Raw genomic sequence first — 22,467 nt, forward strand, 5'->3', positions numbered from 1 at the left:
GCCACCACCGCCGCCCTCAGCGGAGGCGCTTTGCGCCGCAGTGCTGATCCAATGCACCGAAGGCCACATTGGGGCGCTCGGGGCCGGGCGATGTCGGCTTGCTCACACCCCGCCGAGCGCGGCCCGATTCCGCGGGCCCACCGTCCGGGGCACCCGGGACCGGCACGTATCCTGGCGGCCGTGGCGAACCCTGACACGGACACCGTGACCAGCACCGTTGACACCACCGAGCGCGCCGGGGCGACCCCGGACCACACCCAGCCGTACCGCGAACTCGGCCTCGCCGACGACGAGTACGCCCGCATCCGCGAGATCCTCGGCCGCCGGCCCACCGACGCCGAGCTGGCGATGTACTCGGTGATGTGGAGCGAGCACTGCTCGTACAAGTCGTCGAAGAAGCACCTCCGGTACTTCGGGGAGACCGCCACCGACGAGATGAAGGCCAAGATGCTGGCCGGCATCGGCGAGAACGCAGGCGTCGTCGACATCGGCGAGGGCTGGGCGGTCACCTTCAAGGTGGAGAGCCACAACCACCCGTCCTATGTGGAGCCGTACCAGGGCGCGGCGACCGGCGTCGGCGGCATCGTCCGCGACATCATGGCCATGGGCGCGCGGCCCCTCGCGGTCGCCGACGCCCTGCGCTTCGGACCGGCCGACGCCCCTGACACCAAGCGCGTGCTGCCCGGCGTCGTGGCCGGCGTCGGCGGCTACGGCAACTGCCTCGGCCTGCCCAACATCGGCGGCGAGCTCGTGTTCGACCCGTCCTACTCGGGCAACCCGCTGGTCAACGCCCTGTGCGTCGGCGCGATGCGCGTCGAGGACCTGCACCTGGCGTTCGCGTCCGGCACCGGCAACAAGATCATCCTGTTCGGTGCCCGCACCGGCCTCGACGGCATCGGCGGCGTCTCCGTCCTGGCAAGTGACACCTTTTCGGGTGACGAATCGGCGTCCGGCCGCAAGAAACTGCCGAGCGTCCAGGTCGGCGACCCGTTCACCGAGAAGGTGCTCATCGAGTGCTGCCTCGAGCTGTTCGCGCAGAAGCTCGTCGTCGGCATCCAGGACCTCGGCGGCGCCGGGCTGTCCTGCGCGACGTCGGAGCTGGCGGCGGCCGGTGACGGCGGCATGCACATCTACCTCGACCGCGTCCCGCTGCGCGCCACCGGGATGACGCCGGCCGAGGTCCTCTCCAGTGAGTCGCAGGAACGCATGTGCGCGGTCGTCGCGCCGGAGAACGTCGAGGCGTTCATGGCGGTGTGCCGCAAGTGGGACGTCATCGCCACCGACATCGGCGAGGTCACCGACGGCGAGCACCTGGTCATCACCTGGCACGGCGAGACGGTCGTCGACGTCCCGGCGCACACGGTGGCCCACCAGGGCCCGGTGTACGACCGGCCGATCCAGCGTCCGTCCACTCAGGACGCACTGATCGCGGACACGTCGGCGAAGCTGCCGCGTCCGTCCACTCCGGACGAATTGCGCGCGGACATCCTGCGGCTGATTTCGTCGCCGAACCAGGCGTCGAAGGAATGGGTGACGTCGCAGTACGACCGGTACGTGCGCGGCAACAGCGTGCTGGCGCAGCCGTCCGACTCGGGCATGATCCGGATCGACGAGTCGAGCGGCCGCGGCGTCTCGGTGGCGACGGACTGCAACAGCAAGTTCGTCTACCTGGACCCGTACCGCGGCGCGCAGCTGGCGCTGGCGGAGGCGTACCGCAACGTGGCGACGGGCGGCGCGACGCCGGTTGCGGTCTCGGACTGCCTCAACTTCGGCGCCCCGACCGACCCGGGCGTGATGTGGCAGTTCGAGCAGGCGGTGCACGGCCTCGCGGACGGCTGCGTGGAGCTGGGCATCCCGGTGACGGGCGGCAACGTGAGCTTCTTCAACCAGACGGGCGACACGGCGATCCTGCCGACGCCGGTGATCGGCGTGCTGGGCGTGATCGACGACGTCACCCGCCGCATCCCGACGGGCATCGGCGCGGAGGCGGGCGAAACGCTGCTGCTGCTGGGCGAAACGCACGACGAGCTGGACGGCTCGGCCTGGGCCCGCGAGCTGCACGGCCACCTGGGCGGCGTGCCCCCGCGCGTCGACCTGGCCCGCGAAAAGCTCCTGGCGGAGATCCTGGTGGCGGGTTCCCGCGACGGCATGATCTCGGCCGCGCACGACCTTTCGGACGGCGGCCTGATCCAGACGCTGGTCGAGACGGTCCTCATCGGACAGTGCGGCGCCCGGGTGTTCCTGGACACCGACCAGGACCCGTTCGTCCAGCTGTTCTCCGAGTCGGCGGGCCGCGTGCTGGTGGCGGTCCCGCGCACGGAGGAGCTGCGGTTCACGGAGATGTGCACGGCCCGCGGGCTGCCGTGGCGCAAGACGGGCGTGGTGGACCCGGAGTCGGGAACGCTGGAGCTGCAGGGCATCACCGAGTTCACGCTCGACGAGCTGCGCGAGGCCTGGGAGAACACGCTCCCGGCCCTGTTCGACTGACCCGAACCCCGACCTGTCCACAGCCGGGCCCGAATGTGGACAGGTCAGGGCTTCGCGGGCAATTTCGCGGGTTTCGTCGCACCCCGCCGATAGACTGGAACCGGGGACGCCCCCCAGGGAAGGGCGGGGGCTGCTCATGTGCGGCTACAGCCGGGGCGAAACGATCGTGGCGCAGCCGCATCCACCGCTATCCCGCGACACCTGGTCCACGACCAGCTCGCTGACCGTGGACCAGGGCCGCCGGGCAGCGGCCATCTCGCGCGCGGAGTGCACGGGCCGTTCGCCGGCCTCATGCGGTGCGTAGTTGATCTCGGCCGGTCGGAAACCGGACCGGCAGGGGGTTGCTCGGCCCGCCTCGGTGACGACTCGCGGCTCCAATCCCCCGCGCTCACGGCAGCGCAAAGCACGCCGCTCAGCCGACCGTCGCGCGACCTCACCCCGCCTTGGCGATGATCCTCAGCTCCCCATCCCGCAGCTCTTCCAACACCCAGCTCTCCGGCAACTGCACATCCTTCTCCGCCCGAACCCGCGTGTTGTACAACGCGGGCGGCGACGCAAGCGACGCGAACCGCAGGTCGGTCTGGCCCCCGAATCGGGTTCGGTTCAAATCGATCGACCCCGCCACCACGACCCCGTGAAACACCGCGTCGCCCGCGAACGTGGCGTTCTTGAACGTCGTCTGGCCGGCGAACGTCGTCTCCGTGAAGTCCACCAGCTCGGCGAACCGGGTTCCGCTGAACCACGCGAGACTCTCGAAAACCGCCCCGCGGCACCGGAAGTGGCCCCCCAGCCGGCCCGGTCCCGTACCCGCTCCCGTCAGGTAGACCCTGCCCGTGAAGCGGGAGCCGCTCAGGTTCGTGCTGCTGTGCAAGGCCGCGTACCTCAGCAGCATGCCGCCCACCTTGCACCCCGACAGGTCGAGGTATTCGACGACCGCGCCCGTCAGGTCCAGGTCGTAGCCGGGAGCGCCGGCTTCGCCCGCCGGTGGCAGCAGCTCACGGATCAGCCGCTGGGCCGTCAGCCGGACCTGCAGTTCGCGCTCTTCCTCGGGCGGACCGATCAAGGCGTCGCGGTCGAGGCCCGGCTTGTACCGCGGGTGGTCGAACGGCCGCCGCAGGTACGAGCACAGCACGTCCAGCACCGTCTGCGTGTACTCCGGCCGGCTCCGCGCCAAGCCCGCCAACGCGTGCAGCGCCCCCACCCGCACCTGGTCGGCGTCGTGCCCCAGCAGCTCCACGGCCTTGGCGAACCGCTCGTCCGCCACCCGCTCGCGATCCTGCTCCGCGCGCTGCGACTCCAGCTCGTGGCGGCGTCGCTCGATGTCCTGGCGGCGCTCCTCGACGCGTCGGCGCCGGTCGTTCAGCCACAACGCGTACAGCGCCACGATCGCGCCGCCGGCGAGGCCGCCCGTCTTCAGTGCGTCGCTGCGGCTCGTGGCCGGGTCGGCCAGCAGCCAGCCGCCCACCGCCACCAGCAGCAGCGACGCCGCGAACGTCCACGCCAGCGGCGATCGCCACACCCTCACGAAACGAGCATCGTGCTGATGCAGAAACCCTTGTCGTCGAAGTTCGTCGCGCTCAGCGTGCCCTTGACCGACTTGCCCGCCGACGTCCCGGTGACCTGACCCTCGACCAGGAACTGGTCGTCCGGCACGTCACCGAGCTGCAGCTGCAGCGGCGGCTTGAGGAACGTCTTGAGCCACGAGTCGAGCAGGTCCTTCGAGTCCGAGCAGCCCAGCGCCAGCGCGCCCGCGTTGTCACCCGCGTTCAGCTTGTCGATGAAGCCCTGCAGGACGGCCTTCGCGTCCGCGTTGCCCGACCCGCTCGGCGCCGACGGCTTCGTGCTCGGGGTGGTCGACTTCTTCGGGGTCGGCTTCGGCGTCGACGGCTTGGCCGACGTGCTCGGCGGCGCCGCGACCGTGTTGTCGTCCTTCGACAGGAAGAAGCCCGGCGCGACGAAGCCGGTCACGCCCACGGCCGCCAGCAGGACCACGACCGTGGCGCCGATGGCGATCCACATCCCGGTCTTGCTCTTCTTCGGCGGCGCCGGCGGCCCGCCGAACCCCTGCCCGTAGCCCCCGGCCTGCTCCCAGCCGGACATCTGGCCGCCCTGGCCCGGGTCCCACGCCTGCTGGCCGTACTGCTGCGCGTTCGGGTCCGCCCACGCCGACTGCTGCTGCGCGTTCGGGTCACCCCACTGCGGCTGCGGGCTCGCCGGGAAGCCACCGGACGGGTACCCCTGCGGGTACTGCTGCGTCGGGTACGGCTGCTGCTGGTTCGGGTCCCACCCACCCTGCTGCGGGTACGGCTGCTGCGGGAAGCCACCCGACTGCGGCTGCTGGCCGTACGGGTCGGGCTGGCCGGGCTGGCCCGGCTGAGGCGGGTACGTCATCTTTCATGCCTTCCGGGCGCGGGGTGTTCGTGCGCTTCCGACGTCCGCAAGGCCCGTGCGGTTCCCCCAGGACGTGGTGAGCAGCATTCTGCAAGCTCGGACGGTACGGCATGAAACCGGCTCCCGGACGCGGCCGACGCGAAGTCGTCACGATCCGGGAGCCGGTGCTGCGGATCAGCCGTTGGCCAGCGCCTGGAGCCGGTCGTAGGCACCGTTGAAGGTGTCCTGGTCGAGCGGGCTCGAGGTGTACTGCCAGACGGTGTAGTAACCCCAGTTGTACGGCAGCGTGCCCACCGACGAGGCGTACCGCGCGACCCACAGCGGGGCCGTGCTGGAGAAGTCACCGCTGACGCAGGAGCTCCACCAGCTCGTCGAGGTGTAGATCACCGGGTACCGGCCGGTGAGGGCGTGGTAGGTGTCGTGGAAGTCGAGGATCCACGACGTCATCCCCGCCTTGCTCAGCCCGTAGCAGGTCGCGCCGTACGGGTTGTACTCCATGTCCAGCGCGCCGGGCAGCGTCTTGCCGTCGGCCGACCAGCCGCCGCCGTGGGCGACGAAGTACTGGGCCTGCGCCGCGCCGCTCGAGGTGTTCGGCGTGGCGAAGTGGTAGGCGCCGCGGATGAAGCCCTGGTTGTAGGAGCCGTTGTACTGCTGCGCGAAATACGGGTTGGTGTAGCTGGTGCTCTCCGTGGCTTTGGTCCAGACGAACCGCTTGCCCTGGTTCCACCAGCTCGCCCAGTCGACGTTGCCCTGGTAGCTGGCGACGTCCATGCCGGCCACCGTGGCCAGCACCTGGTTCGGCACGGCCTGCGCCGGCTGTGGCTGCTGCGCCGCCTGCTGCGTGTCCGGTGTCGACTTGTCGCCTTCGACGCGCCGGATCTGCGACCCCAGCTCGTGGTTGTGCTGCGCGATGTCCGCGTTGATCGCGGCCACCGGGTCGGCCTCGGGGGAGAACGTCGCCGCCTGCGCCGTGCTGCCGAGCAGGAGCAGCGTGGCCGGGACGACCAGGGCGGCGAACAGCCGCCCTCTTCGGGAAGTGGACATCGTTGAATCCCTTCACAGATACCCTCGCTGAGGACGGCTTACTGCAGGTAGCCGTCCGTGCACGATTGTTGAGGACGACGTGGCGTTTGTCACTCAGTTCCGTGAAATTGGGTATACGCGTGGGTGATTTTCCCGGGAAGTTGATCTTCAATTGGTGATGCGTTAACACTTATTACTGACGCCGCTGGGCCGTTCAGCCCAGCGCGAGGGCGCGCAACCGGTCGGCCGGGCCGTTGAACCAGTTCTGGTCGCCGGGCAGGGAACCGCGGTCGGCGAACTGCCAGATCGTGTGGATGCTCCAGCCGGCGGGCAGCTCGCCGATGAAGGTGTTGTAGCGCGCGATCCACAGCGGGTTGCCGCCGAACCCGCCGTTGTTCGCGGTGCAGCGCTTCCACCAGCTCGTCGACGTGTAGATGGTCGGGTACCGGCCCGTCGCGGCGCGGTAGGTCTCGGAGAAGTCGCGGATCCAGGCGACCATGCCCGCGGCATCCTTGCCGTAGCAGGTCTCGCCGTACGGGTTGTACTCCGCGTCGAGCGCGCCCGGCAGCGTCTTGCCGTCGGCCGACCAGCCGCCGCCGTGGGCCAGGAAGTACCGCGCCTGCGACGCGCCGTCGGAGATGTCCGGCCGGGCGAAGTGGTAGGCGCCGCGGATCAGGCCGACTTGGTAGGAACCGTTGTACTGCTGGGCGAACTGCGGGTTGAGGAACCCGGTGCCCTCGGTCGCCTTGACGTAGACGAACTTCGCGCCCGACCGGGCGGCGCCGGGCCAGTCGACCGGACCCTGGTGCCCGCTGACGTCGTGGCCGAGCTGCTGGTCGTCACCGCCGTACAGCACGCCGGGCGCCGCGTCGACGCCTTCCACCTTGGCGATCTGCGAACCCGCGTAGTGGTCCTCGGCGCCCGCGTAGACGTCACCGGCCGTCGCCGGGGCCTGCCCGGCGGCGAGCAGGACGACGGTCAGGAACGCGGGCAGCAGCGAACGACGTTTCACCCTCTTGCTCCCCACCGGTCCCGTGAGATTTCTTCAGGCTCACGATGCACCCGCGTCGCCGGATCGGCGACTCGGATGATCACTCGGTGGGGTGGAACCCGCAGGTCAGCGGCGTTCGTCGGCCAGTGCCTTCAGCAGGTGCTCGGCCGGCACGACCGCCGTGATCAGGTCGTGCGGGTTGATCGCGACCGGGTGACCGCCGAGCAGCCGGACGATGTCGCGGCCGAGCACCGCGCGGGCGTGCGGCCACTCGCGCGGCACCAGCGCCTTGCGCGTGTAGGCGGGCACCATGACCCGGCCGTCGGTGTTGTGGAACCCGATCACCGTGCGCTGCACCGGCGACATGGCGTAGACGAACAGCGTCGCGTCGAGGACGACCTTCGGCAGGTCCGACGCCGGCCGGTGCTCGGTGCGGACCAGCTGCAGCAGCTGCTCCAGCTCGTTCGTCGGCTCCGGGAAGCCGAGCGCCTTGGGCGAGGGCCGGTAGCGGTCGTTCGGGTGGAAGTCGGCGACGACGTCGCCCGCGCCGTTCACCGGGTAGGCGCCGACGACCGCCCACGACGGCACCGGGCCGTTCGGGTCGAAGGCCTCGTCGATGACGTAGAGCCAGCTGTTGGGGTTGGCGCGGGCGTTCGCGCGCATCTCCGCGGTGATCTCCGGCGTGCCGTGCCTGCCCGACCGGCGGGCCTGCTGGCCGCCGCGGCGCGCGGCCCGGTTCTGCTTGCTGTGCCTGCCGGGGCGGTCGGCCCCGCTGCCGGTGGGCTGCTGCGAAACCATCCGATCTGCCTCGTCCCGCTGCGCCATCGTCGTCCCCACGTTCTCGGGTGTGCCGGAAAACTCTCGGTGCGCCACTCTACTGTTTGGCCATGGCCTCTTCGCGTTCGGTCGACCCCGGACAGTTACGTGCGGCGGTGCTGGCGATTTCCCCGTGGTTGCAAGGCGACGCGCCGGATCCGGCGCGCCCGGAACTGGCCGCGGCGGTCCGGCTCAGCCTGCGCGCGCTCGCGGCGGACGCGCCCGGCCGCACGGTCGAAGTGCGCGTGCCGCCGTTCGCGGCGGTGCAGTGCGTGGAGGGCCCGCGGCACACGCGCGGCACCCCGCCGAACGTGGTCGAGACCGACCCGCGGACGTGGCTCGAGCTGGCCACCGGACGGCTGGACTGGACCACGGCCGTGGCGGACGGCCGGGTGACCGCTTCGGGCACCCGGGCCGACCTTTCCCACTGGCTCCCCCTCGTCCGCCTCTGACGGACGGGGCGGTTACGGCTTGCGGCCGACGCCGCCGGCGATGGTGCGCTGCGCGACGTTGAGCTCCTTGAGCCGCGGGCCGTCCGGCCACCAGTCGGCGCACAGCGTCACGCCGGGTTCGACGAGTTCGAGACCGGGGAACAGCGCCTCGATCTCCTTCTGCGTCCGGAAGGTGCCCGAGCCCATCGGGCTGTGCAGGAAGAAGTCCTCCATGCGCCGCGCGGTCGCCGAGTCCTCGTTCGCCGGGTCGAAGAAGTGGCTGATCCCGACGAAGGAGCCGGACGGCAGCGCGTCGACGTACTCCTTCATGATCTCGGCCGGGCGTTCCTTCGGGCCGTTGAAGTGGTGCAGCGTGCCCATCTGCAGCAGCACGAGCGGCTGCGAGAAGTCGATGTGCTCGCGGATGAGCTCGTTCCCGAGGATCCGCTGCGGCTCGAAGATGTCCTCCGAGACGAAGTGGGTGTGCTCGTTCTCCTCCAGCAGCGCGCGGCCGTGGGCGAGGACCACCGGGTCGTTGTCGACGTAGACAACCGTGGCCTCGGGGTGGATCCGCTGCACGACCTGGTGGGTGTTCTCCGCCGTCGGCAGCCCGGAGCCGAGGTCGAGGTACTGGGTGATCCCCGTCTGGCTGGCGAGGAAGCGGCAGGCGCGGATGAGGAAGCCGCGGTTCTCGAACGCGAGGTCCTGAGCCTCCGGAGCCGCCTGCTGGACCTTGTGGAGGACTTCCCGGTCGATCTCGTAGTTGTCCTTCCCGAGCAGGAAGGCGTCGTACACGCGCGCGATGCTCGCTCGGGTGGGGTCGACCCCCACGGGAACCCGTTCGGTCCGGGTCGCGGCTTCGGGCATGTTGAACCTCGCAAGTTCTGTGTCGAAAGTCTCGTACTCTACGTAGAGTAGGACTCCGCGCGCATGGGGTAAACCGGGTCACCTCTTTGCGCAGGACGGGGGAACGTGTACTTTCGGTAGTCGGGCTAGAACCCCCTGGTGACGTGAGCGCGGAAGGTCCGGGAATGAACGCGGTGAACGCGTCCGCAGGAGAACAGAACATCGGCCCCACGGCGCGCCGCATGATCCTGGGCTCGCAGCTGCGGCGGCTCCGTGAAGAGGCCGGCATCACCCGGCAGCAGGCCGGGTACAACATCCGCGGGTCCGAGTCGAAGATCAGCCGGCTGGAACTGGGCCGGGTCGGCTTCAAGGAACGCGACGTCACCGACCTGCTGACGATGTACGGCGTCGAGGACCCGGCGGAGCGCCAGACGTTCCTCGACATGGTCAAGCAGTCGAACGAGCCGGGCTGGTGGCGGCGCTTCGGCGACACGATGCCGAACTGGTTCACCGACCTCGTCGGGCTCGAGGAGGCCGCCGCCCGGATCCAGATCTGGGAGCCGCTGTACGTGTCGGGGCTGTTGCAGATCGAGCCGTACGCGCGGGCGATCTTCAGCCATGGACGCCCGGAGATGGCCGACGAGCGCGTCGACCAGCTGGTCGCGCTGCGGATGCGGCGGCAGAAGATGTTCAGCAGGCCGGACGCGCCCCGCGTGTGGATGGTGCTCGACGAGTCGGTCCTGTACCGGCCGATCGGCGGGATGAAGGTGCTCAAGCAGCAGATCGAATACCTGCTGGAGATGAGCGCGCTGCCGCACGTGTCGGTGCAGATCCTGCCGTACTCGCGCAGCGGCCTCTCCGCGGAACACGCGTTTTCGCTGCTGCGGTTCGGCGAACCGGAACTGCCGAACATCGCCTACGTCGAGTACCTGACCGGCGCGCACTACATCGAGAAGCGGGAAGAGATCGAAAAGTACAGCCGCGCCCTCGACATGCTCGCCGTCGACGCCGAGACGCCGGAGCGTAGCCGCGCTCTGCTCGCGAAGCGCCGCCAGGAGATCTGAAACTCCCTGCCCGTGCTCGGATCGCGGCGCCGCAGTGTGCCCGCCGATCGGTGACAACGCGTAGCCGTTAACCCGTTAGGGCTGCTTTCTGTCACTCGATAGGTTAACCGCAACCTCGGGATTTCTTACCGTCCGAGAACTTTGCAAGAAATTCTGCACGTGCATTTACCGTTGCAAGCACACGTGCTAACCTCGGATACGCGGGCAAATGCACATGCAGATGCATCGCCCCGGAAGGTTTTCCGCATCGAGAGGTGGGACCATGGCAGAGCGATTCGAGAACGGCATCCCGGCCGATCGGCTGTCCGGTGCCGAGTGGCGCAAGGCGAGTTACAGCGGTGCCGTCGGCAACTGCGTCGAGGTCGCACCGCTGTCCAGCGGCGAGATCGCGATGCGGAACTCGCGGTTCCCGACCGGCCCGGCGCTGGTCTACACGCGCGCCGAGATGGCGGCGTTCCTGGCGGGCGCGAAGGACGGTGAATTCGACGATGTCCTCGGCTGAGGCCGTCGCCGTCTTCGACATCGAAACCGGACTGCAGGAGCTGGTGGCCCGCGGCTACCAGTTCGTCCACCCCGCCGACGAGCACGGCGAAGTCCTCGCCGTCGTCGGCGTGCGAGTGCACGACGACGTGGTGGACGTGGTCCGGCTCAACGCCGAAGACGACGTCGTGGCGACCCGGATGCCCGGCACCGAGGAGAACATCTTCGAGCCGGAGCGCTGGTTGTGGCGCCGCCGCGGCGATGGCGCGCAGGTGCTCTCGGAAATCCTCTCGCTGCCGGATGCTTGCTAGACATGACGGCTCCAGGCCCCGTCCGAAGTGGTCAGCGCCACGTCGGGCGGGGCCTGCCGCATGTCCGGACCGTTTACACTGAGAACGGCCCGACCACGTCTTCCCAGGAGCTCTTCGGTGGTTTCCGACCCCCAGCTCGTGTCCGACCAGCCCGAACCGGAACCTCGTGAGGAGTGCGGCGTCTTCGGCGTCTGGGCTCCCGGGGAAGAAGTCGCGAAGCTGACCTACTACGGCCTGTACGCCCTCCAGCACCGGGGCCAGGAGGCCGCCGGTATCTCCGTCTCCGACGGCTCGCAGATCGTGGTCTTCAAGGACCTCGGCCTGGTCAGCCAGGTGTTCGACGAGCAGATCCTGCAGTCGCTGCAGGGCCACATCGCCGTCGGGCACTGCCGGTACTCGACGACCGGCGCGACCATCTGGGAGAACGCCCAGCCGATCTTCCGCACCACCGAGACCGGCAGCGGCCTGTCCTTCGCCCACAACGGCAACCTCGTCAACACCGCCGAGCTGCGCGAACGCACCATCGAGGCCGGCCTCAAGCCGCACGCGGGCCTCACCGGCTCGTCCAGCGACTCGGACCTCATCTGCGGCCTGCTCGCCGCGAACGCCGCCGACAAGGGCATCGAGGCCGCCGCGATCGAGCTGCTGCCCACCCTGAAGGGCGCGTTCTGCCTGGTGTTCTCCGACGAGAACACGCTGTACGCGGCGCGCGACCCGCACGGCGTCCACCCGCTGGTGCTCGGCAGGCTCGAACGCGGCTGGGTCGTCTCGAGCGAGACCGCCGGCCTCGACATCGTCGGCGCGTCGTTCGTTCGCGAGGTCGAGCCGGGCGAGCTCATCGCGATCGACGCCGCGGGCCTGCGCTCCTCCCGGTTCGCGAACCCGGACCCCAAGGGCTGCGTCTTCGAGTACGTCTACCTGGCCCGCCCCGACACCACGATCGCCGGCCGCGGCGTGCACGCCACCCGCGTCGAGATCGGCCGCCGCCTCGCCGCCGAGCAGCCGGCGGAGGCCGACCTGGTCATGCCGGTGCCGGAGTCCGGCACCCCGGCGGCCATCGGCTACGCGCAGGGCTCGGGCATCCCGTACGGCACCGGCCTGGTGAAGAACGCCTACGTCGGGCGCACGTTCATCCAGCCGTCGCAGACGATCCGCCAGCTGGGCATCCGGCTCAAGCTGAACCCGCTGCGCGACGTCATCCGCGGCAAGCGCCTGGTCGTCGTGGACGACTCGATCGTCCGCGGCAACACCCAGCGCGCGCTGGTCCGGATGCTGCGGGAGGCCGGCGCGCTCGAGGTGCACGTCCGGATCGCGTCTCCGCCCGTGCGCTGGCCCTGCTTCTACGGGATCGACTTCGCCTCGCGCGCCGAGCTGGTCGCGAACGGCGTCGACCTCGACGGCATCCGGCGCTCGATCGGCGCCGACTCCCTGGGCTACATTTCCCTGGACGGCCTGGTCGCGGCGGCGGAACAGCCGAAGTCGCGGCTGTGCACGGCGTGCTTCTCCGGCGAGTACCCGATCCCGCTGCCGGAGGACGCGCTGATCGGGAAGCACCTGCTCGAGAGCCTCGACTCGGTCAATGGCGCGGCAACTCCCGTCAGCCCCGCCGGGTACGGTGCCGAAGACGCCGTCCGGCGTCCCTGAGTTCCTTCCAGTAGGGAGTCCGTCCACCGTGAGCGAGTCCACGAGCGCCACGTACGCCGCCGCCGGGGTCAGCATCGAGGCCGGTGACCGAGCCGTCGATCTGCTCAAGCCGCACGCCGAGCGGGCCACGCGCCCCGAGGTCCTCGGCGGCGTCGGCGGCTTCGCGGGGCTCTTCTCCCTCAAGCTCGACAAGTGGAAGGAGCCGGTGCTCGCGTCGTCCACCGACGGCGTCGGCACCAAGATCGCGGTCGCGCAGGCGCTGGACAAGCACGACACGGTCGGCATCGACCTGGTCGCCATGGTCGTCGACGACCTGGTCGTGACCGGCGCCGAGCCGCTGTTCCTGCAGGACTACATCGCCGTCGGCAAGGTGCACCCGGAGAAGATCGCCGCGCTGGTCGGCGGCATCGCCGAAGGCTGCGTCCGCGCGGGCTGCGCGCTGCTCGGCGGCGAGACCGCGGAGCACCCCGGCCTGATGGGCGAGCACGACTACGACATGTCGGCCACCGGCATCGGCGTCGTCGAGGCGGCGCAGCTGCTCTCGCCGGAGAAGGTCCGCCCGGGTGACGTCGTGCTGGCGCTGGGCTCGTCGGGCCTGCACTCCAACGGCTACTCGCTGGCCCGGCACGTGCTGCTGGACATCGCGCGCATGCCGCTCGACGGGCACGTCGAAGAGTTCGGCCGCACCCTCGGTGAGGAGATGCTGGAGCCGACGCGGATCTACGCGAAGGACTGCCTGGCGCTGGCCGCCGAGACCGAGGTCCGGACGTTCGCGCACGTCACCGGTGGTGGGCTCGAGGCCAACCTGGCCCGGGTCATGCCGCGCGGGCTGGTTGCGCGGCTCGACCGCGGCACCTGGACGCCGCCGGCGGTGTTCGCGCTGATCGGCCAGCGCGGCAAGGTCGAGCGGGCCGAGCTGGAGAAGACGTTCAACATGGGCGTCGGCATGGTCGCGATCGTCGGCGCCGAGGACGTCGACCGGGCGCTGGCCATGCTGACCGCGCGGCACGTCCCGGCGTGGGTGCTCGGCGACGTCCAGCCCGCCGAAGACGTCGACGGCCCGCGCGCGGTGCTTTCGGGCGACCACCCGCGGTTCTGAGCGTGGCCACCGGGGACGTGGTGGTCGGCTCCCGGTTCGTCATCCCGGAGGCCGAGCTCAGCGAGCGTTTCTCGCGCTCGTCCGGCCCCGGCGGGCAGGGCGTCAACACCACGGATTCGCGGGTCGAGCTGTCGTTCGACGTCGCGGCTTCGCCGTCCATCCCGGAACACCTGCGTGACCGGGTGCTGGCCGCGCTGGAGTCCAGGCTGGTCGACGGCGTCCTGACGATCGCGGCGAGCGAACACCGCTCACAGCTGCAGAACCGCGAAGCGGCGCGCGGCCGGCTGGCGAACCTCCTGCTCGACGCGTCGGCCCCGCCACCGGCCAAGCGGCGCCCCACGAAACCGTCGCGCGGTTCGAAGGAGCGCCGCCTGGCGTCGAAGAAGCGCCGGAGCGACGTGAAGAGAGGCCGCTCCGGCCGCTTCGACGACTAGTCCAGCGAGAGGTGCACGCACTCCCCGGCCGGCCGGTAGCCGACCCGGGCGTAGATCCTCCCGATCCCCAGGTCGCCCGGGGTGAGGAACGCCGTGTGCGCCCCGGCCTCGTGGACTTCGCGGGTGAGCCGCGCGGTGATGGCGGCGGCGATCCCGCGTCCGCGGTACGCCTCGAGCACGGCGATCCCGGCGATCTCCGCGGTGCCGTCGACGATTTCGAGCGCGCTCCCGCCGCCGAGCACCGCTCCCGAGCCGGTGTCCTCCGCGAGGAGGTGCCGGACGCCGGTGTTCGCCTTCAGCCGCTCGACCTCGGCGTCGCCGACCTCTCCTGGCTCGCCGAACGCCGTGTTCTGCGCCGACCGCAGGCGCCGGAAGTCCGCGTCGGATTCCGGCGCGCGCAGCCGGATCCCCGGCGGACCCGGCCGGTCGACCCGCTCGCCCGGCGCGCAGGTCATCAGCGGCACCCGCCGTTCGAGCTGGTACCCCGCGCCGACCAGCAGGTTCTCCAAGCCGGGAGTGACGTCGGTGAAGTACTCGAGCCGCGGGAGCAGGCCCCGCCGCCGGTACGCCTCGGTCAGGGCGCCGATCTCGGCCGCCGTCGGCCGTGCGCCGTCGTCCGGGATCGCGTAGTTGAGCATCGGGTGGGCGGTGCCCGGGGTGTAGGTGGCCAGGAAGGGACCGACCCGCTCGGTTTCCCGGCCGCGGGGCGCCGTCTTGCGGACATAGGTCTGGATGGCAGACATGTGAGCCTTTCGAAAGCAGGTCAAAGAAGCCATGGGGAGTTCGCTGGGCGTCGGGACCTAGCGGAGGCCGACGCCGGAGGCGGCGCCAGGCATAGGCGGTCATTCCTTGACTCGAAGGGCTACTGCGGGTTCAGTTTCGCACGACCGGCAACCGGTTTACCGGCGTTCGGGTGCGCCATCGGCCAGGGCACAGTGTCCACTGTGGAGCATGTGGACAACTCTGTGGAAGAAATCGGCGATCCGGCCGGGAAGCGTTGCCGCGCAACGCAAAGCCGGCAGACGCCCCTGTGTACTACTCGGCCAGCTCGCGGGCTCGTTCGAGCAGGGTCTGCAAGTGCAGGCCGCGCCGGACGTCGCAGGGGTGGCTGGTGGTGCCGCTGGCGATCATCGCCGCGAAGTCGTCCAGCAGCGCGGTGTAGGACTCCTGCGCCGAGCCCGGTTTGCGCCCGAGCGTCCGGTAACCGTGCTCGCCCCAGACGGCGACCTCGACGACGGTCGGCTGCACCGGCAGCCGCAGCGACAGCGTGGCCGTGCTGATCACGCCGTCCTCGTGGGCCAGCATCAGGTGCCAGAGGTCGCCGGGGCTTCGCCGGGCCGCCACGACCTCGGTGATCGGGCCGAGCGCGGCGTCCAGCATGTCGAGCGCGTGCGGGCCGATGTCGAACAGCGCGCCGCCGTCGTCCTGGCGCCACGGCGAAGCCGCGTACTGGCCGCCGAGCAGGGCGCCGGAGAGCCAGCGCGCGCCGCCGCCCGCCCAGCCACCGGCCTCGGCCAGCCCGGCGAGCCACTCCTGCGTCTGCGCCGAGTACCGCAGGGTCAGCATGACGAGCGCGGCGACGTCGGCGGCCGCGACGGCGTCGGCCAGCCGCCGGGCACCGGCGAGGTCGGCCGCGATCGGCTTCTCGAGGATCAGGTGCTTCCCGGCCTCGGCCGCGCGCACGCCCAGCTCGGCCTGCACCGACGGCGGCACGGCGAACGCGACCGCGTCCACCTGCTCGAACAGCTCCTCGACGGTACTCGCGGCGGCCGCGCAGTGCGTCTCCGCAAGCGTTTGCGCCGCCTCCGGGCGACGGGCCCAGACCGCCGTCAGCGCGGTACCCGGGTGGTCCGCCAGTCCGGGCGCGTGCACCGTCTTCGCCCACGGGCCGGCGCCGATCAGGCCGACGCGCAGCTGTCCGTCCGCGATGAGCTGTCCCACGGCCCGCAGTCTAGGTGTGGTGCTCGTCGCGCCGGAACCGCGTCCGCGGATGGCTAAAGTGCCTGCATGATCGCCTCGCGTTTGGCCCGCTGCTTCGCCGTCTCCGCCCTGCTGGTGGGCGCCTCGTTCGCGGGCGCCGCGCCCGCCTCGGCGACGGGCACCGACGGGGCGTGCCCCGAGGTCGGCGGCGTCACGGTGGTCGTCGACTTCGGCGACCTGGGCCCGCAGCCGCTGGTCCGCTGCGCCCCCGGCACCCCCGCGAACGGCATCGCCGCCCTGCAGGAGGCCGGCATCGACGTCGCCGGCTCGCAGAAGTACGGCCTCGCCGTGGCGTGCCGGATCAACGGCAAGCCGGGGCCGGACGTCGAGTCGTGCGCGGGGATGCCGTCGGCCACGGCGTACTGGAGCTATTGGCACGCCTCGGCGGGCGGCACCTGGCAGTCGAGCCAGGAGGGCGCGCAGACGGCCAAGCCCGCGCCCGGCGGGTTCGAAGGCTGGGCGTTCGCGCGGCCGAAGTCCGCGAACGACCTGCCGTCGCCGCCGCGGGTGCCGCCGGCGCGGCAGGCGTCCTCACCGTCGTCCGCGCCCGCTGACCAGGGCAGTTCGTTCCCGTGGGGTGTGGTGATCGGTGCCGTGGTGATCGTGGTGGTCGGCGGCGCGGGGATCGTCGTCGCCCGTCGCCGGCGTGCGCAGTAGGGCGCTGCACCCCGGCGCCTGGTGGGTCTGGGCGCTCGCGCTGGCCGTCGCCGCGAGCCGGACGACGAACCCGCTGCTGCTCGGCCTGATCATCGCCATCGCGGGGTTCGTCGTCGCGAACCGGCGCAGTGACGCGCCCTGGGCGCTGGCGTTCCGGCTGTACGCGTACGTCGGCGCGTTGATCGTCGCGTCGCGCGTGCTGTTCCGGATCCTGGTCGGCGGCGAGGACGGCGGGCACGTGCTGTTCACGCTGCCGCGGATTCCGGTGCTCGCGGGATTGTCCCTGCTCGGGCCGACGTCGGCGGAAGAGCTGCTCGGCGGGTTCTACGACGGCTTGCGGCTGGCGGCGATGGTCGTCTGCGTCGGCGCGGCCAACGCCCTGGCCAACCCGAAACGCCTGCTCAAGGCCGTTCCGGGAGCGTTGTCGGAGGTGAGCACGGCGGTCACGGTGGCGCTGACGGTGGCGCCGCAGCTCGTCGAGAGCGTCCAGCGCGTACGACGCGCCCGGCGGCTGCGGGCTGGGCGGGCTCGCGGGCCGCGGGCGGTCAAGGGCATCGTGGTGCCGGTGCTGGCGGACGCGATGGACCGGTCGCTGCGGCTGGCGGCCGCGATGGACTCCCGGGGCTACGGCCGCCGGGCGTACCTGAGTCCCCGGGTGCGGCTGCTGATCGGCGGCTGTGTCCTCGCCGGGCTGGCCGGCGTGTGCGTCGGCGTGTACGGCGTGCTCGACGGGACGTCGTCGTGGCTCGGCGTGCCGCTGCTGGCGGCCGGGCTCGCGGTGGCCGTGGTGGGGTTCGTCGTGGGCGGACGGCGCGTCCGGCGGACGGCGTACCGGCCGGACCCGTGGCGGTGGCCGGAAACGCTGGTGGTCCTGGCCGGGGCCGGGGCGTGCGGCCTGCTGTTCTTTTCGGCCCGGGTCGACCCGGGGAACCTGTATCCGTCGTTGAGTCCGTTGCGCTGGCCGGAGGTTTCGCCGGTCCACGTGCTGTCCCTGCTCGTCGCGGTGCTGCCGGCCTGGCTGGCGCCGCCGCCCACGGAGGTCGTCCGGTGATCGAGTTCTCGCGGGTCACGGTGACCTACCCGGATGCCTCGCGACCGGTGCTCTCGGACGTCTCGCTGCGGGTCGAAGAAGGCGAGTTGTGCCTGGTCGCTGGCCCGACCGGGGCCGGGAAGTCGACGTTGCTCGGCGCGATCAACGGGCTCGTCCCGCACTTCACCGGCGGGCGGCTGGCCGGGCGCGTGCTGGTGGCCGGGCTGGACACGGCCGCGCACCCGCCGCGGGAGCTGGCTTCGGTCGTCGGCGTCGTGGGGCAGGATCCGCTGGCCGGGTTCGTGACGGACACCGTCGAGGAAGAGCTGGCGTACGCGATGGAGCAGCTCGCGGTGCCGCCGGAGGTGATGCGCAAGCGGATCGAGGAAACGCTCGATCTGCTGGGGATCGCCGAGCTGCGGAACCGTCCACTTCGGACTTTGTCGGGCGGGCAGCAGCAGCGCGTCGCGATCGGCTCGGTGCTGACGGTGCACCCGTCGGTGGTGGTGCTCGACGAGCCGACGTCGGCGCTGGACCCGACGGCGGCGGAGGACGTGCTCGCGGCGATCACGCGGCTGGTGCACGACCTCGGGACGACGGTGGTCGTCGCGGAGCACCGGATGGAGCGGGTGGCGCAGTACGCGGACCGGCTGCTGTACCTGCCGGGCGACGGTTCGGTGCGGTCGGGGCCGCCCGCGGAGATCCTGGCGACGTCGTCGATCGCCCCGCCGATCGCCGAGCTGGGACGGCTGGCGGGGTGGTCGCCGCTGCCGTTGTCGGTCCGGGACGCCCGGCGGGTGGCGGGGCCGTTGCGGTCGCGGCTCTCGGAATTGTCGGTGGTGGGTTCTAGTCTCTCGGTGACCGGTCGAGCACTGGACGTGAGAGGGGTGGTGGTGAGCTACGGCGATGTCCGGGCGGTGCGCGGGGTCGACCTGCGGGTCGGGCCGGGGGAAGTGGTCGCGCTGATGGGACGCAACGGCTCCGGCAAGTCGTCGCTTCTCTGGGCGGTGCAGGGCAGCGGACCGAGGTCGGCGGGGAAGGTCGACGTCGGCGGAGCGGACCCGGCGACGCTCAAGCCACGAGCGGCCCGCCGGCGCGTGGGACTGGTCCCGCAGACCCCGGCCGACCTGCTGTACCTCGATTCGGTGGACGCCGAGTGCGCACAGGCCGACGCCGAATCGGAGGTCCCACCGGGAACGGCACGGGCGTTGCTGGACCGGCTGGCCCCGGGGCTGGCCGGCGAAGCGCACCCAGGCGACCTGTCGGAGGGGCAGCGGCTGGGGCTGGTGCTGGCGGTCCAGCTGGCGGCGGCCCCACCGGTGGTCCTGCTGGACGAGCCGACGCGCGGTCTGGACTACCACGCGAAACGGCGTTTCGCGGCGATCCTGCGCGAGCTGGCCGCACAGGGCCACGCGATAGTGCTGGCGACCCACGACGTCGAGTTCGTGGCGACGGTGGCTGACCGAGTGGTGGTGATGGCGGAGGGAGAGGTGGTAGCGGACGGCCCGACGAAGGAGGTGATCGTCGCCTCGCCGGCGTTCGCCCCGCAGGTGGCGAAGATCCTGGCGCCGCAGCAGTGGCTGACGGTGGACGAGGTCGCGGAAGCCCTGGCATGAGGAGGCTGGAAGCAGCGCGGCCAAGGCCGGTCGGCAGCTCGGTCGGCGAGGGCGAAGCTCTGGAGACGGCAGCATGAGCGACTTCCTCCACCCCGCGCCCCGCGCGGTTCGCCTGACCCTCCGGTCCGGGCTCGTCCTCGCCGCCGCCGGCCTGCTCGGCCTCGCCATGTTCTGCTGGCCGCTCTTCGCTCACCCGCGGCCCGGGGAAACCGCGCACACCGCGGATGCCCCGTTCGTCTTCATGGCGACCTTGCCGGTCCTGATCCTCGTCGTGCTCGCCGAGCTTTCCCGGGGCGGTATCGATGCCAAAGCGCTCGCCCTGCTCGGAGTGCTCTCCGCGGTCAACGCCGGCCTGCGGCCGCTCGGGGCCGGGACCGGGGGGATCGAGCTCGTCTTCTTCCTGCTCGTCCTCGCCGGGCGGGTGTTCGGGCCCGGCTTCGGGTTCGTGCTCGGCTCGACGTCGCTGTTCACTTCCGCGTTGCTCACCGCCGGTGTCGGGCCGTGGCTGCCGTTCCAGATGCTTGCCTCTTCGCTCATCGGGCTCGGTGCCGGGCTGCTACCCCGCCGGCCGCGCGGCAAGGCCGAGATCGCCATGCTCGTCGCGTACGGCGTCTTCGCCGCCTACTTCTTCGGGCTCCTCATGAGCCTGTGGTCGTGGCCGTTCCTCGCCGGTGACTCCACCCAGCTCGGCTTCGTGCCCGGCGCGCCGCTGCTCGACAACCTGCACCGGTTCGCCGTTTACACCGTTCTGACGTCGACCCTCGGCTGGGACACCGGGCGCGCCGTCACCAACGCCGTCGCGATCGTCCTCGTCGGACCCGCCGTGCTGACCGTTCTGCGCCGGGCCGCGCGGCGGGCGGCCTTCGACGCGCCCGTGACCTTCGGTCAGCTGTAGGAGTAGAAGCCGCGGCCGGTCTTCTTGCCCAGCAGGCCCGCGTCCACCATGCGCAGCAGCAGCGGCGGCGACGAGTACAGCGGCTCCTTGAACTCCGCGTACATCGAGTCCGCGATGGCCTTGATGGTGTCCAGCCCGATCAGGTCGGACAGGCGCAGCGGACCCATCGGGTGCGCCGTGCCCAGCTCCATGCCGCGGTCGATGTCCTCGGCCGAGGCGAAGCCCGACTCGATCATCCGGATCGCCGAGAGCAGGTACGGCACCAGCAGCGAGTTCACGATGAACCCGGCGCGGTCCTGCGAGCGGATCACGGTCTTGCCCAGCGCCGTCGTCGCGTGCTCCTCCGCGCGGCGGGCCGTCTCCTCGCTGGTCAGCAGCGACGGGACCAGCTCCACCAGCGGCAGCACCGGCACGGGGTTGAAGAAGTGGATGCCGACCACCTGCTGCGGACGGCTCGTCGCCATGCCCAGCTTCATGATCGGGATCGACGACGTGTTGGACGCGAACAGCGCGTCCTCCGCCTCGACGATCTTGTCCAGCTGGCGGAAGACGTCGACCTTCGCCTGCTCCTGCTCGAGGATCGCCTCGATGACCAGTTCGCGGTCGGCGAACTCGGCGATGTCGGTGGTGAACCGGAGCCTGCCGAGCGCCGCGTCGGCGTCTTCGGTGGACAGCTTGCCGTTCTTGACGCCGCGTTGCAGCGACTTCTCGATGCGGGCCTTGCCCGCGTCGAGCGCCGGCTGGTTCACCTCGGTGACCACGACGTCCAGACCCGCACGCGCGTGCACCTCGGCGATACCGGACCCCATCAGGCCCGCTCCGACGACACCAACCCGACTTACCACCGGCTCACTCCTTCATCGCTTCGCAGCCCAGCGTGCCTTGTGGACAAGACTCTGGGCAGCACGCGACGCGCGAGGGCGGTTGCCAGGTGGTGCCCGGCTTCGCCCTCGCGCGTTTACGCGTGCTCAACGACGGTACTCGTCGTACCCGTCGTCGTACGGGTCTTCATACCGGCTGTCGGAGTCCTCGTGGTGGTTGTCACTGGAGGAGTTACTCGACAGCTCGCGCTGCAAAGCATCGAAGTCGGTCTCGTGCGAGCTGTACTTGAGCTCACGCGCCACCTTCGTCTGCTTGGCCTTAGCCCGGCCGCGCCCCATGGCTCGACCCCCTCGCACAGGGGCGGGGCGGCCGGGGGAATCGGCGGCCCCGCATCGTCTCGACAATTCTTTCCTGCTCACACCGTACCGTGTCCGGGGGGTTGGATGCGACGTGGCACGGTGTGCTGGTGGTGACAGTGTCCGCCGGACACCGGTTACCGGCCGGTCGGTGACGATCGGCGCAGGTGAGCGTGCCACGATCTACTCGTGCTCCGTCCCTTCGTGGCCTACCTGCGGGTGTACGAACCCCTGCTCGCCCTGGGCGACCCGCCGGACGAGCGGCTGCGCGCGGCCGTCGCGGCCGCCAAGCTCCGGCGGACGGACGCGGGCGTGCGGGAGCAGTCCATGTGGCTCAAGTCACAGGTCGCCGCCCCGCGGCGGCTGCTGCCCGCCGAGCTCGCCGACGGCCGTCCCGCGCCGAGCGTCCTGACCGACGTCCTGGTGCTCGACCCGGCGGAGGTGCCGGGCGGCAAGGCCGAGCACGGCCCGCTGGTCTGCCCGCTGGAACTGCGCGCCCGGTCGGCGGCCGCGCTGGTGACGTTCCTCGGCGACGCGCACCCCGCACTGAAGAACGTGGTCCTCGACGAGGGTGGCTTCACCCAGGAGACGATCCGTGGCCGGACGAAGGCCGCCATGGCGGACCTCAGCACGTCGGCGGCGCACACGCTGTCGACCACCTGGACGGTGCCGCTGCCGTGGTTCGTGCTGATCGACCCGGACGAGCGGAAGCTGGTGCTGGGAACCGGCCGCGACGACCCGAAGCGCGAGCTGTCCTGGCGCACGACACTGGCCGACGCACAGCACCGGGCACGCGAGGCGGGCGAGCTGCTGGAGCAGACGTTCGGCGATTCCGGGCCGGGCCGGGTGCTGTTCGAGACGCGGCGCTGGCTGGACAACTTCCACGCGGACTCGGTGGTCGAGCTGGACTACGGCGGGCTGGTGCAGCTGTTCGCCGACCCCGTCCTGGAGTCCGACAACACGGCCGACGAGGTGCACGACATCCTGGACGCGCTGCGCTCCGGCAACGTCGAGGAGCTGGCGGAGCTGTTCTCGGACCTCCGCGAGTTCTGGGGCGACCTGGCGGCCCGCGAACGCTCGAACTGACCCGGCGG

Annotated in this window: 23 protein-coding genes; 13 read left to right on the forward strand and 10 right to left on the reverse strand. The window is 71.0% G+C overall.

Going from position 1 to position 22,467, the window contains the following annotated elements; all coding sequences use genetic code 11:
- Positions 1 to 180: 180 nt before the first annotated feature.
- A complete protein-coding gene (gene purL / locus BT341_RS07595; protein ID WP_072475600.1) occupies positions 181 to 2,487 on the forward strand; it encodes a phosphoribosylformylglycinamidine synthase subunit PurL in 2,307 nt (768 codons plus the stop codon).
- A 433-nt stretch (positions 2,488 to 2,920) separates the two neighbouring features.
- On the opposite strand, the gene BT341_RS07600 is transcribed toward purL, so the two are convergent.
- The 5 genes from BT341_RS07600 to BT341_RS07620 form a co-directional block, all read right to left on the reverse strand.
- Complete coding sequence (locus BT341_RS07600; RefSeq protein ID WP_072475601.1) at positions 2,921 to 4,012, reverse strand: pentapeptide repeat-containing protein; 1,092 nt, start codon at positions 4,010 to 4,012, stop codon at positions 2,921 to 2,923.
- Positions 4,009 to 4,878: a hypothetical protein gene (locus tag BT341_RS07605; protein ID WP_072475602.1), complete on the reverse strand. Its 870-nt coding sequence runs from the start codon at positions 4,876 to 4,878 to the stop codon at positions 4,009 to 4,011. The genes BT341_RS07600 and BT341_RS07605 overlap by 4 nt, the downstream gene beginning before the upstream one ends.
- A gap of 174 nt (positions 4,879 to 5,052) precedes the next feature.
- Positions 5,053 to 5,922: a lysozyme gene (locus tag BT341_RS07610; RefSeq protein ID WP_072475603.1), complete on the reverse strand. Its 870-nt coding sequence runs from the start codon at positions 5,920 to 5,922 to the stop codon at positions 5,053 to 5,055.
- Positions 5,923 to 6,115: 193 nt separating this feature from the next.
- Positions 6,116 to 6,913, reverse strand: a complete 798-nt coding sequence (locus BT341_RS07615; protein ID WP_072475604.1) for a lysozyme — start codon at positions 6,911 to 6,913, stop codon at positions 6,116 to 6,118.
- Between the two features lie 105 nt (positions 6,914 to 7,018).
- Positions 7,019 to 7,717, reverse strand: a complete 699-nt coding sequence (locus tag BT341_RS07620; RefSeq protein ID WP_072475605.1) for a type VII secretion system-associated protein — start codon at positions 7,715 to 7,717, stop codon at positions 7,019 to 7,021.
- Positions 7,718 to 7,779: 62 nt separating this feature from the next.
- Between BT341_RS07620 and BT341_RS07625 the strand changes: the two genes are divergently transcribed.
- On the forward strand, positions 7,780 to 8,160 hold the full coding sequence (locus BT341_RS07625; protein WP_072475606.1) for a sterol carrier family protein: 381 nt from the start codon (positions 7,780 to 7,782) through the stop codon (positions 8,158 to 8,160).
- A 12-nt stretch (positions 8,161 to 8,172) separates the two neighbouring features.
- Here BT341_RS07625 and BT341_RS07630 read toward each other — a convergent pair whose 3' ends face one another.
- Entirely contained in the window at positions 8,173 to 8,970 is a 798-nt protein-coding gene (locus BT341_RS07630; protein ID WP_072481833.1) for an SAM-dependent methyltransferase, read from the reverse strand.
- 200 nt (positions 8,971 to 9,170) lie between these two features.
- Here BT341_RS07630 and BT341_RS07635 point away from each other — a divergent pair, with 200 nt between their 5' ends.
- From BT341_RS07635 to arfB, 6 genes are all read left to right on the forward strand, one after another.
- The gene (locus BT341_RS07635; RefSeq protein ID WP_072475607.1) at positions 9,171 to 10,049 is read left to right on the forward strand and encodes a helix-turn-helix domain-containing protein; all 879 of its coding nucleotides are present in this window, start codon (positions 9,171 to 9,173) and stop codon (positions 10,047 to 10,049) included.
- A 262-nt stretch (positions 10,050 to 10,311) separates the two neighbouring features.
- Positions 10,312 to 10,551, forward strand: a complete 240-nt coding sequence (locus tag BT341_RS07640; RefSeq protein WP_072475608.1) for a DUF397 domain-containing protein — start codon at positions 10,312 to 10,314, stop codon at positions 10,549 to 10,551.
- Positions 10,538 to 10,840 carry a hypothetical protein gene (locus BT341_RS07645; RefSeq protein ID WP_072475609.1) on the forward strand — a complete coding sequence of 101 codons (303 nt, stop codon included), beginning with the start codon at positions 10,538 to 10,540 and terminating at the stop codon, positions 10,838 to 10,840. Before BT341_RS07640 ends, BT341_RS07645 begins: the two co-directional genes overlap by 14 nt.
- A gap of 117 nt (positions 10,841 to 10,957) precedes the next feature.
- Positions 10,958 to 12,484 (forward strand): amidophosphoribosyltransferase, encoded by a 1,527-nt coding sequence (purF, locus tag BT341_RS07650; protein WP_072475610.1) that lies wholly within the window; start codon positions 10,958 to 10,960, stop codon positions 12,482 to 12,484.
- Positions 12,485 to 12,512: 28 nt separating this feature from the next.
- Positions 12,513 to 13,583 carry a phosphoribosylformylglycinamidine cyclo-ligase gene (purM, locus tag BT341_RS07655; RefSeq protein ID WP_072475611.1) on the forward strand — a complete coding sequence of 357 codons (1,071 nt, stop codon included), beginning with the start codon at positions 12,513 to 12,515 and terminating at the stop codon, positions 13,581 to 13,583.
- Between the two features lie 17 nt (positions 13,584 to 13,600).
- Entirely contained in the window at positions 13,601 to 14,017 is a 417-nt protein-coding gene (gene arfB, locus BT341_RS07660; protein WP_072481834.1) for an alternative ribosome rescue aminoacyl-tRNA hydrolase ArfB, read from the forward strand.
- On the opposite strand, the gene BT341_RS07665 is transcribed toward arfB, so the two are convergent.
- Positions 14,014 to 14,760 (reverse strand): GNAT family N-acetyltransferase, encoded by a 747-nt coding sequence (locus tag BT341_RS07665; RefSeq protein ID WP_072475612.1) that lies wholly within the window; start codon positions 14,758 to 14,760, stop codon positions 14,014 to 14,016. The genes arfB and BT341_RS07665 overlap by 4 nt on opposite strands.
- Before the next feature lie 292 nt (positions 14,761 to 15,052).
- Positions 15,053 to 15,958 (reverse strand): Gfo/Idh/MocA family protein, encoded by a 906-nt coding sequence (locus BT341_RS07670; protein WP_072475613.1) that lies wholly within the window; start codon positions 15,956 to 15,958, stop codon positions 15,053 to 15,055.
- 66 nt (positions 15,959 to 16,024) lie between these two features.
- On the opposite strand from BT341_RS07670, the gene BT341_RS07675 reads away from it, so the two are divergent.
- The 4 genes from BT341_RS07675 to BT341_RS07690 all read left to right on the forward strand — a co-directional run bounded on the left by BT341_RS07675 (position 16,025) and on the right by BT341_RS07690 (position 20,195).
- Complete coding sequence (locus BT341_RS07675; RefSeq protein WP_072475614.1) at positions 16,025 to 16,654, forward strand: hypothetical protein; 630 nt, start codon at positions 16,025 to 16,027, stop codon at positions 16,652 to 16,654.
- Positions 16,644 to 17,705: a CbiQ family ECF transporter T component gene (locus BT341_RS07680; RefSeq protein ID WP_072475615.1), complete on the forward strand. Its 1,062-nt coding sequence runs from the start codon at positions 16,644 to 16,646 to the stop codon at positions 17,703 to 17,705. Before BT341_RS07675 ends, BT341_RS07680 begins: the two co-directional genes overlap by 11 nt.
- A complete protein-coding gene (locus BT341_RS07685) occupies positions 17,702 to 19,300 on the forward strand; it encodes an ABC transporter ATP-binding protein (RefSeq protein ID WP_072475616.1) in 1,599 nt (532 codons plus the stop codon). The genes BT341_RS07680 and BT341_RS07685 overlap by 4 nt, the downstream gene beginning before the upstream one ends.
- Before the next feature lie 73 nt (positions 19,301 to 19,373).
- On the forward strand, positions 19,374 to 20,195 hold the full coding sequence (locus BT341_RS07690; RefSeq protein ID WP_072475617.1) for an ECF transporter S component family protein: 822 nt from the start codon (positions 19,374 to 19,376) through the stop codon (positions 20,193 to 20,195).
- On the opposite strand, the gene BT341_RS07695 is transcribed toward BT341_RS07690, so the two are convergent.
- Positions 20,186 to 21,040: a 3-hydroxybutyryl-CoA dehydrogenase gene (locus BT341_RS07695; protein WP_281255973.1), complete on the reverse strand. Its 855-nt coding sequence runs from the start codon at positions 21,038 to 21,040 to the stop codon at positions 20,186 to 20,188. The two genes, BT341_RS07690 and BT341_RS07695, sit on opposite strands and share 10 nt — an antisense overlap.
- A gap of 123 nt (positions 21,041 to 21,163) precedes the next feature.
- On the reverse strand, positions 21,164 to 21,355 hold the full coding sequence (locus BT341_RS07700) for a DUF3073 domain-containing protein (protein WP_072475619.1): 192 nt from the start codon (positions 21,353 to 21,355) through the stop codon (positions 21,164 to 21,166).
- 207 nt (positions 21,356 to 21,562) lie between these two features.
- On the opposite strand from BT341_RS07700, the gene BT341_RS07705 reads away from it, so the two are divergent.
- Positions 21,563 to 22,459 carry a DUF8083 family protein gene (locus tag BT341_RS07705; protein ID WP_072475620.1) on the forward strand — a complete coding sequence of 299 codons (897 nt, stop codon included), beginning with the start codon at positions 21,563 to 21,565 and terminating at the stop codon, positions 22,457 to 22,459.
- Positions 22,460 to 22,467: the final 8 nt, after the last annotated feature.

It is taken from the genome of Amycolatopsis australiensis (genome assembly GCF_900119165.1).
GTDB classification, from domain to species: Bacteria; Actinomycetota; Actinomycetes; order Mycobacteriales; family Pseudonocardiaceae; genus Amycolatopsis; species Amycolatopsis australiensis.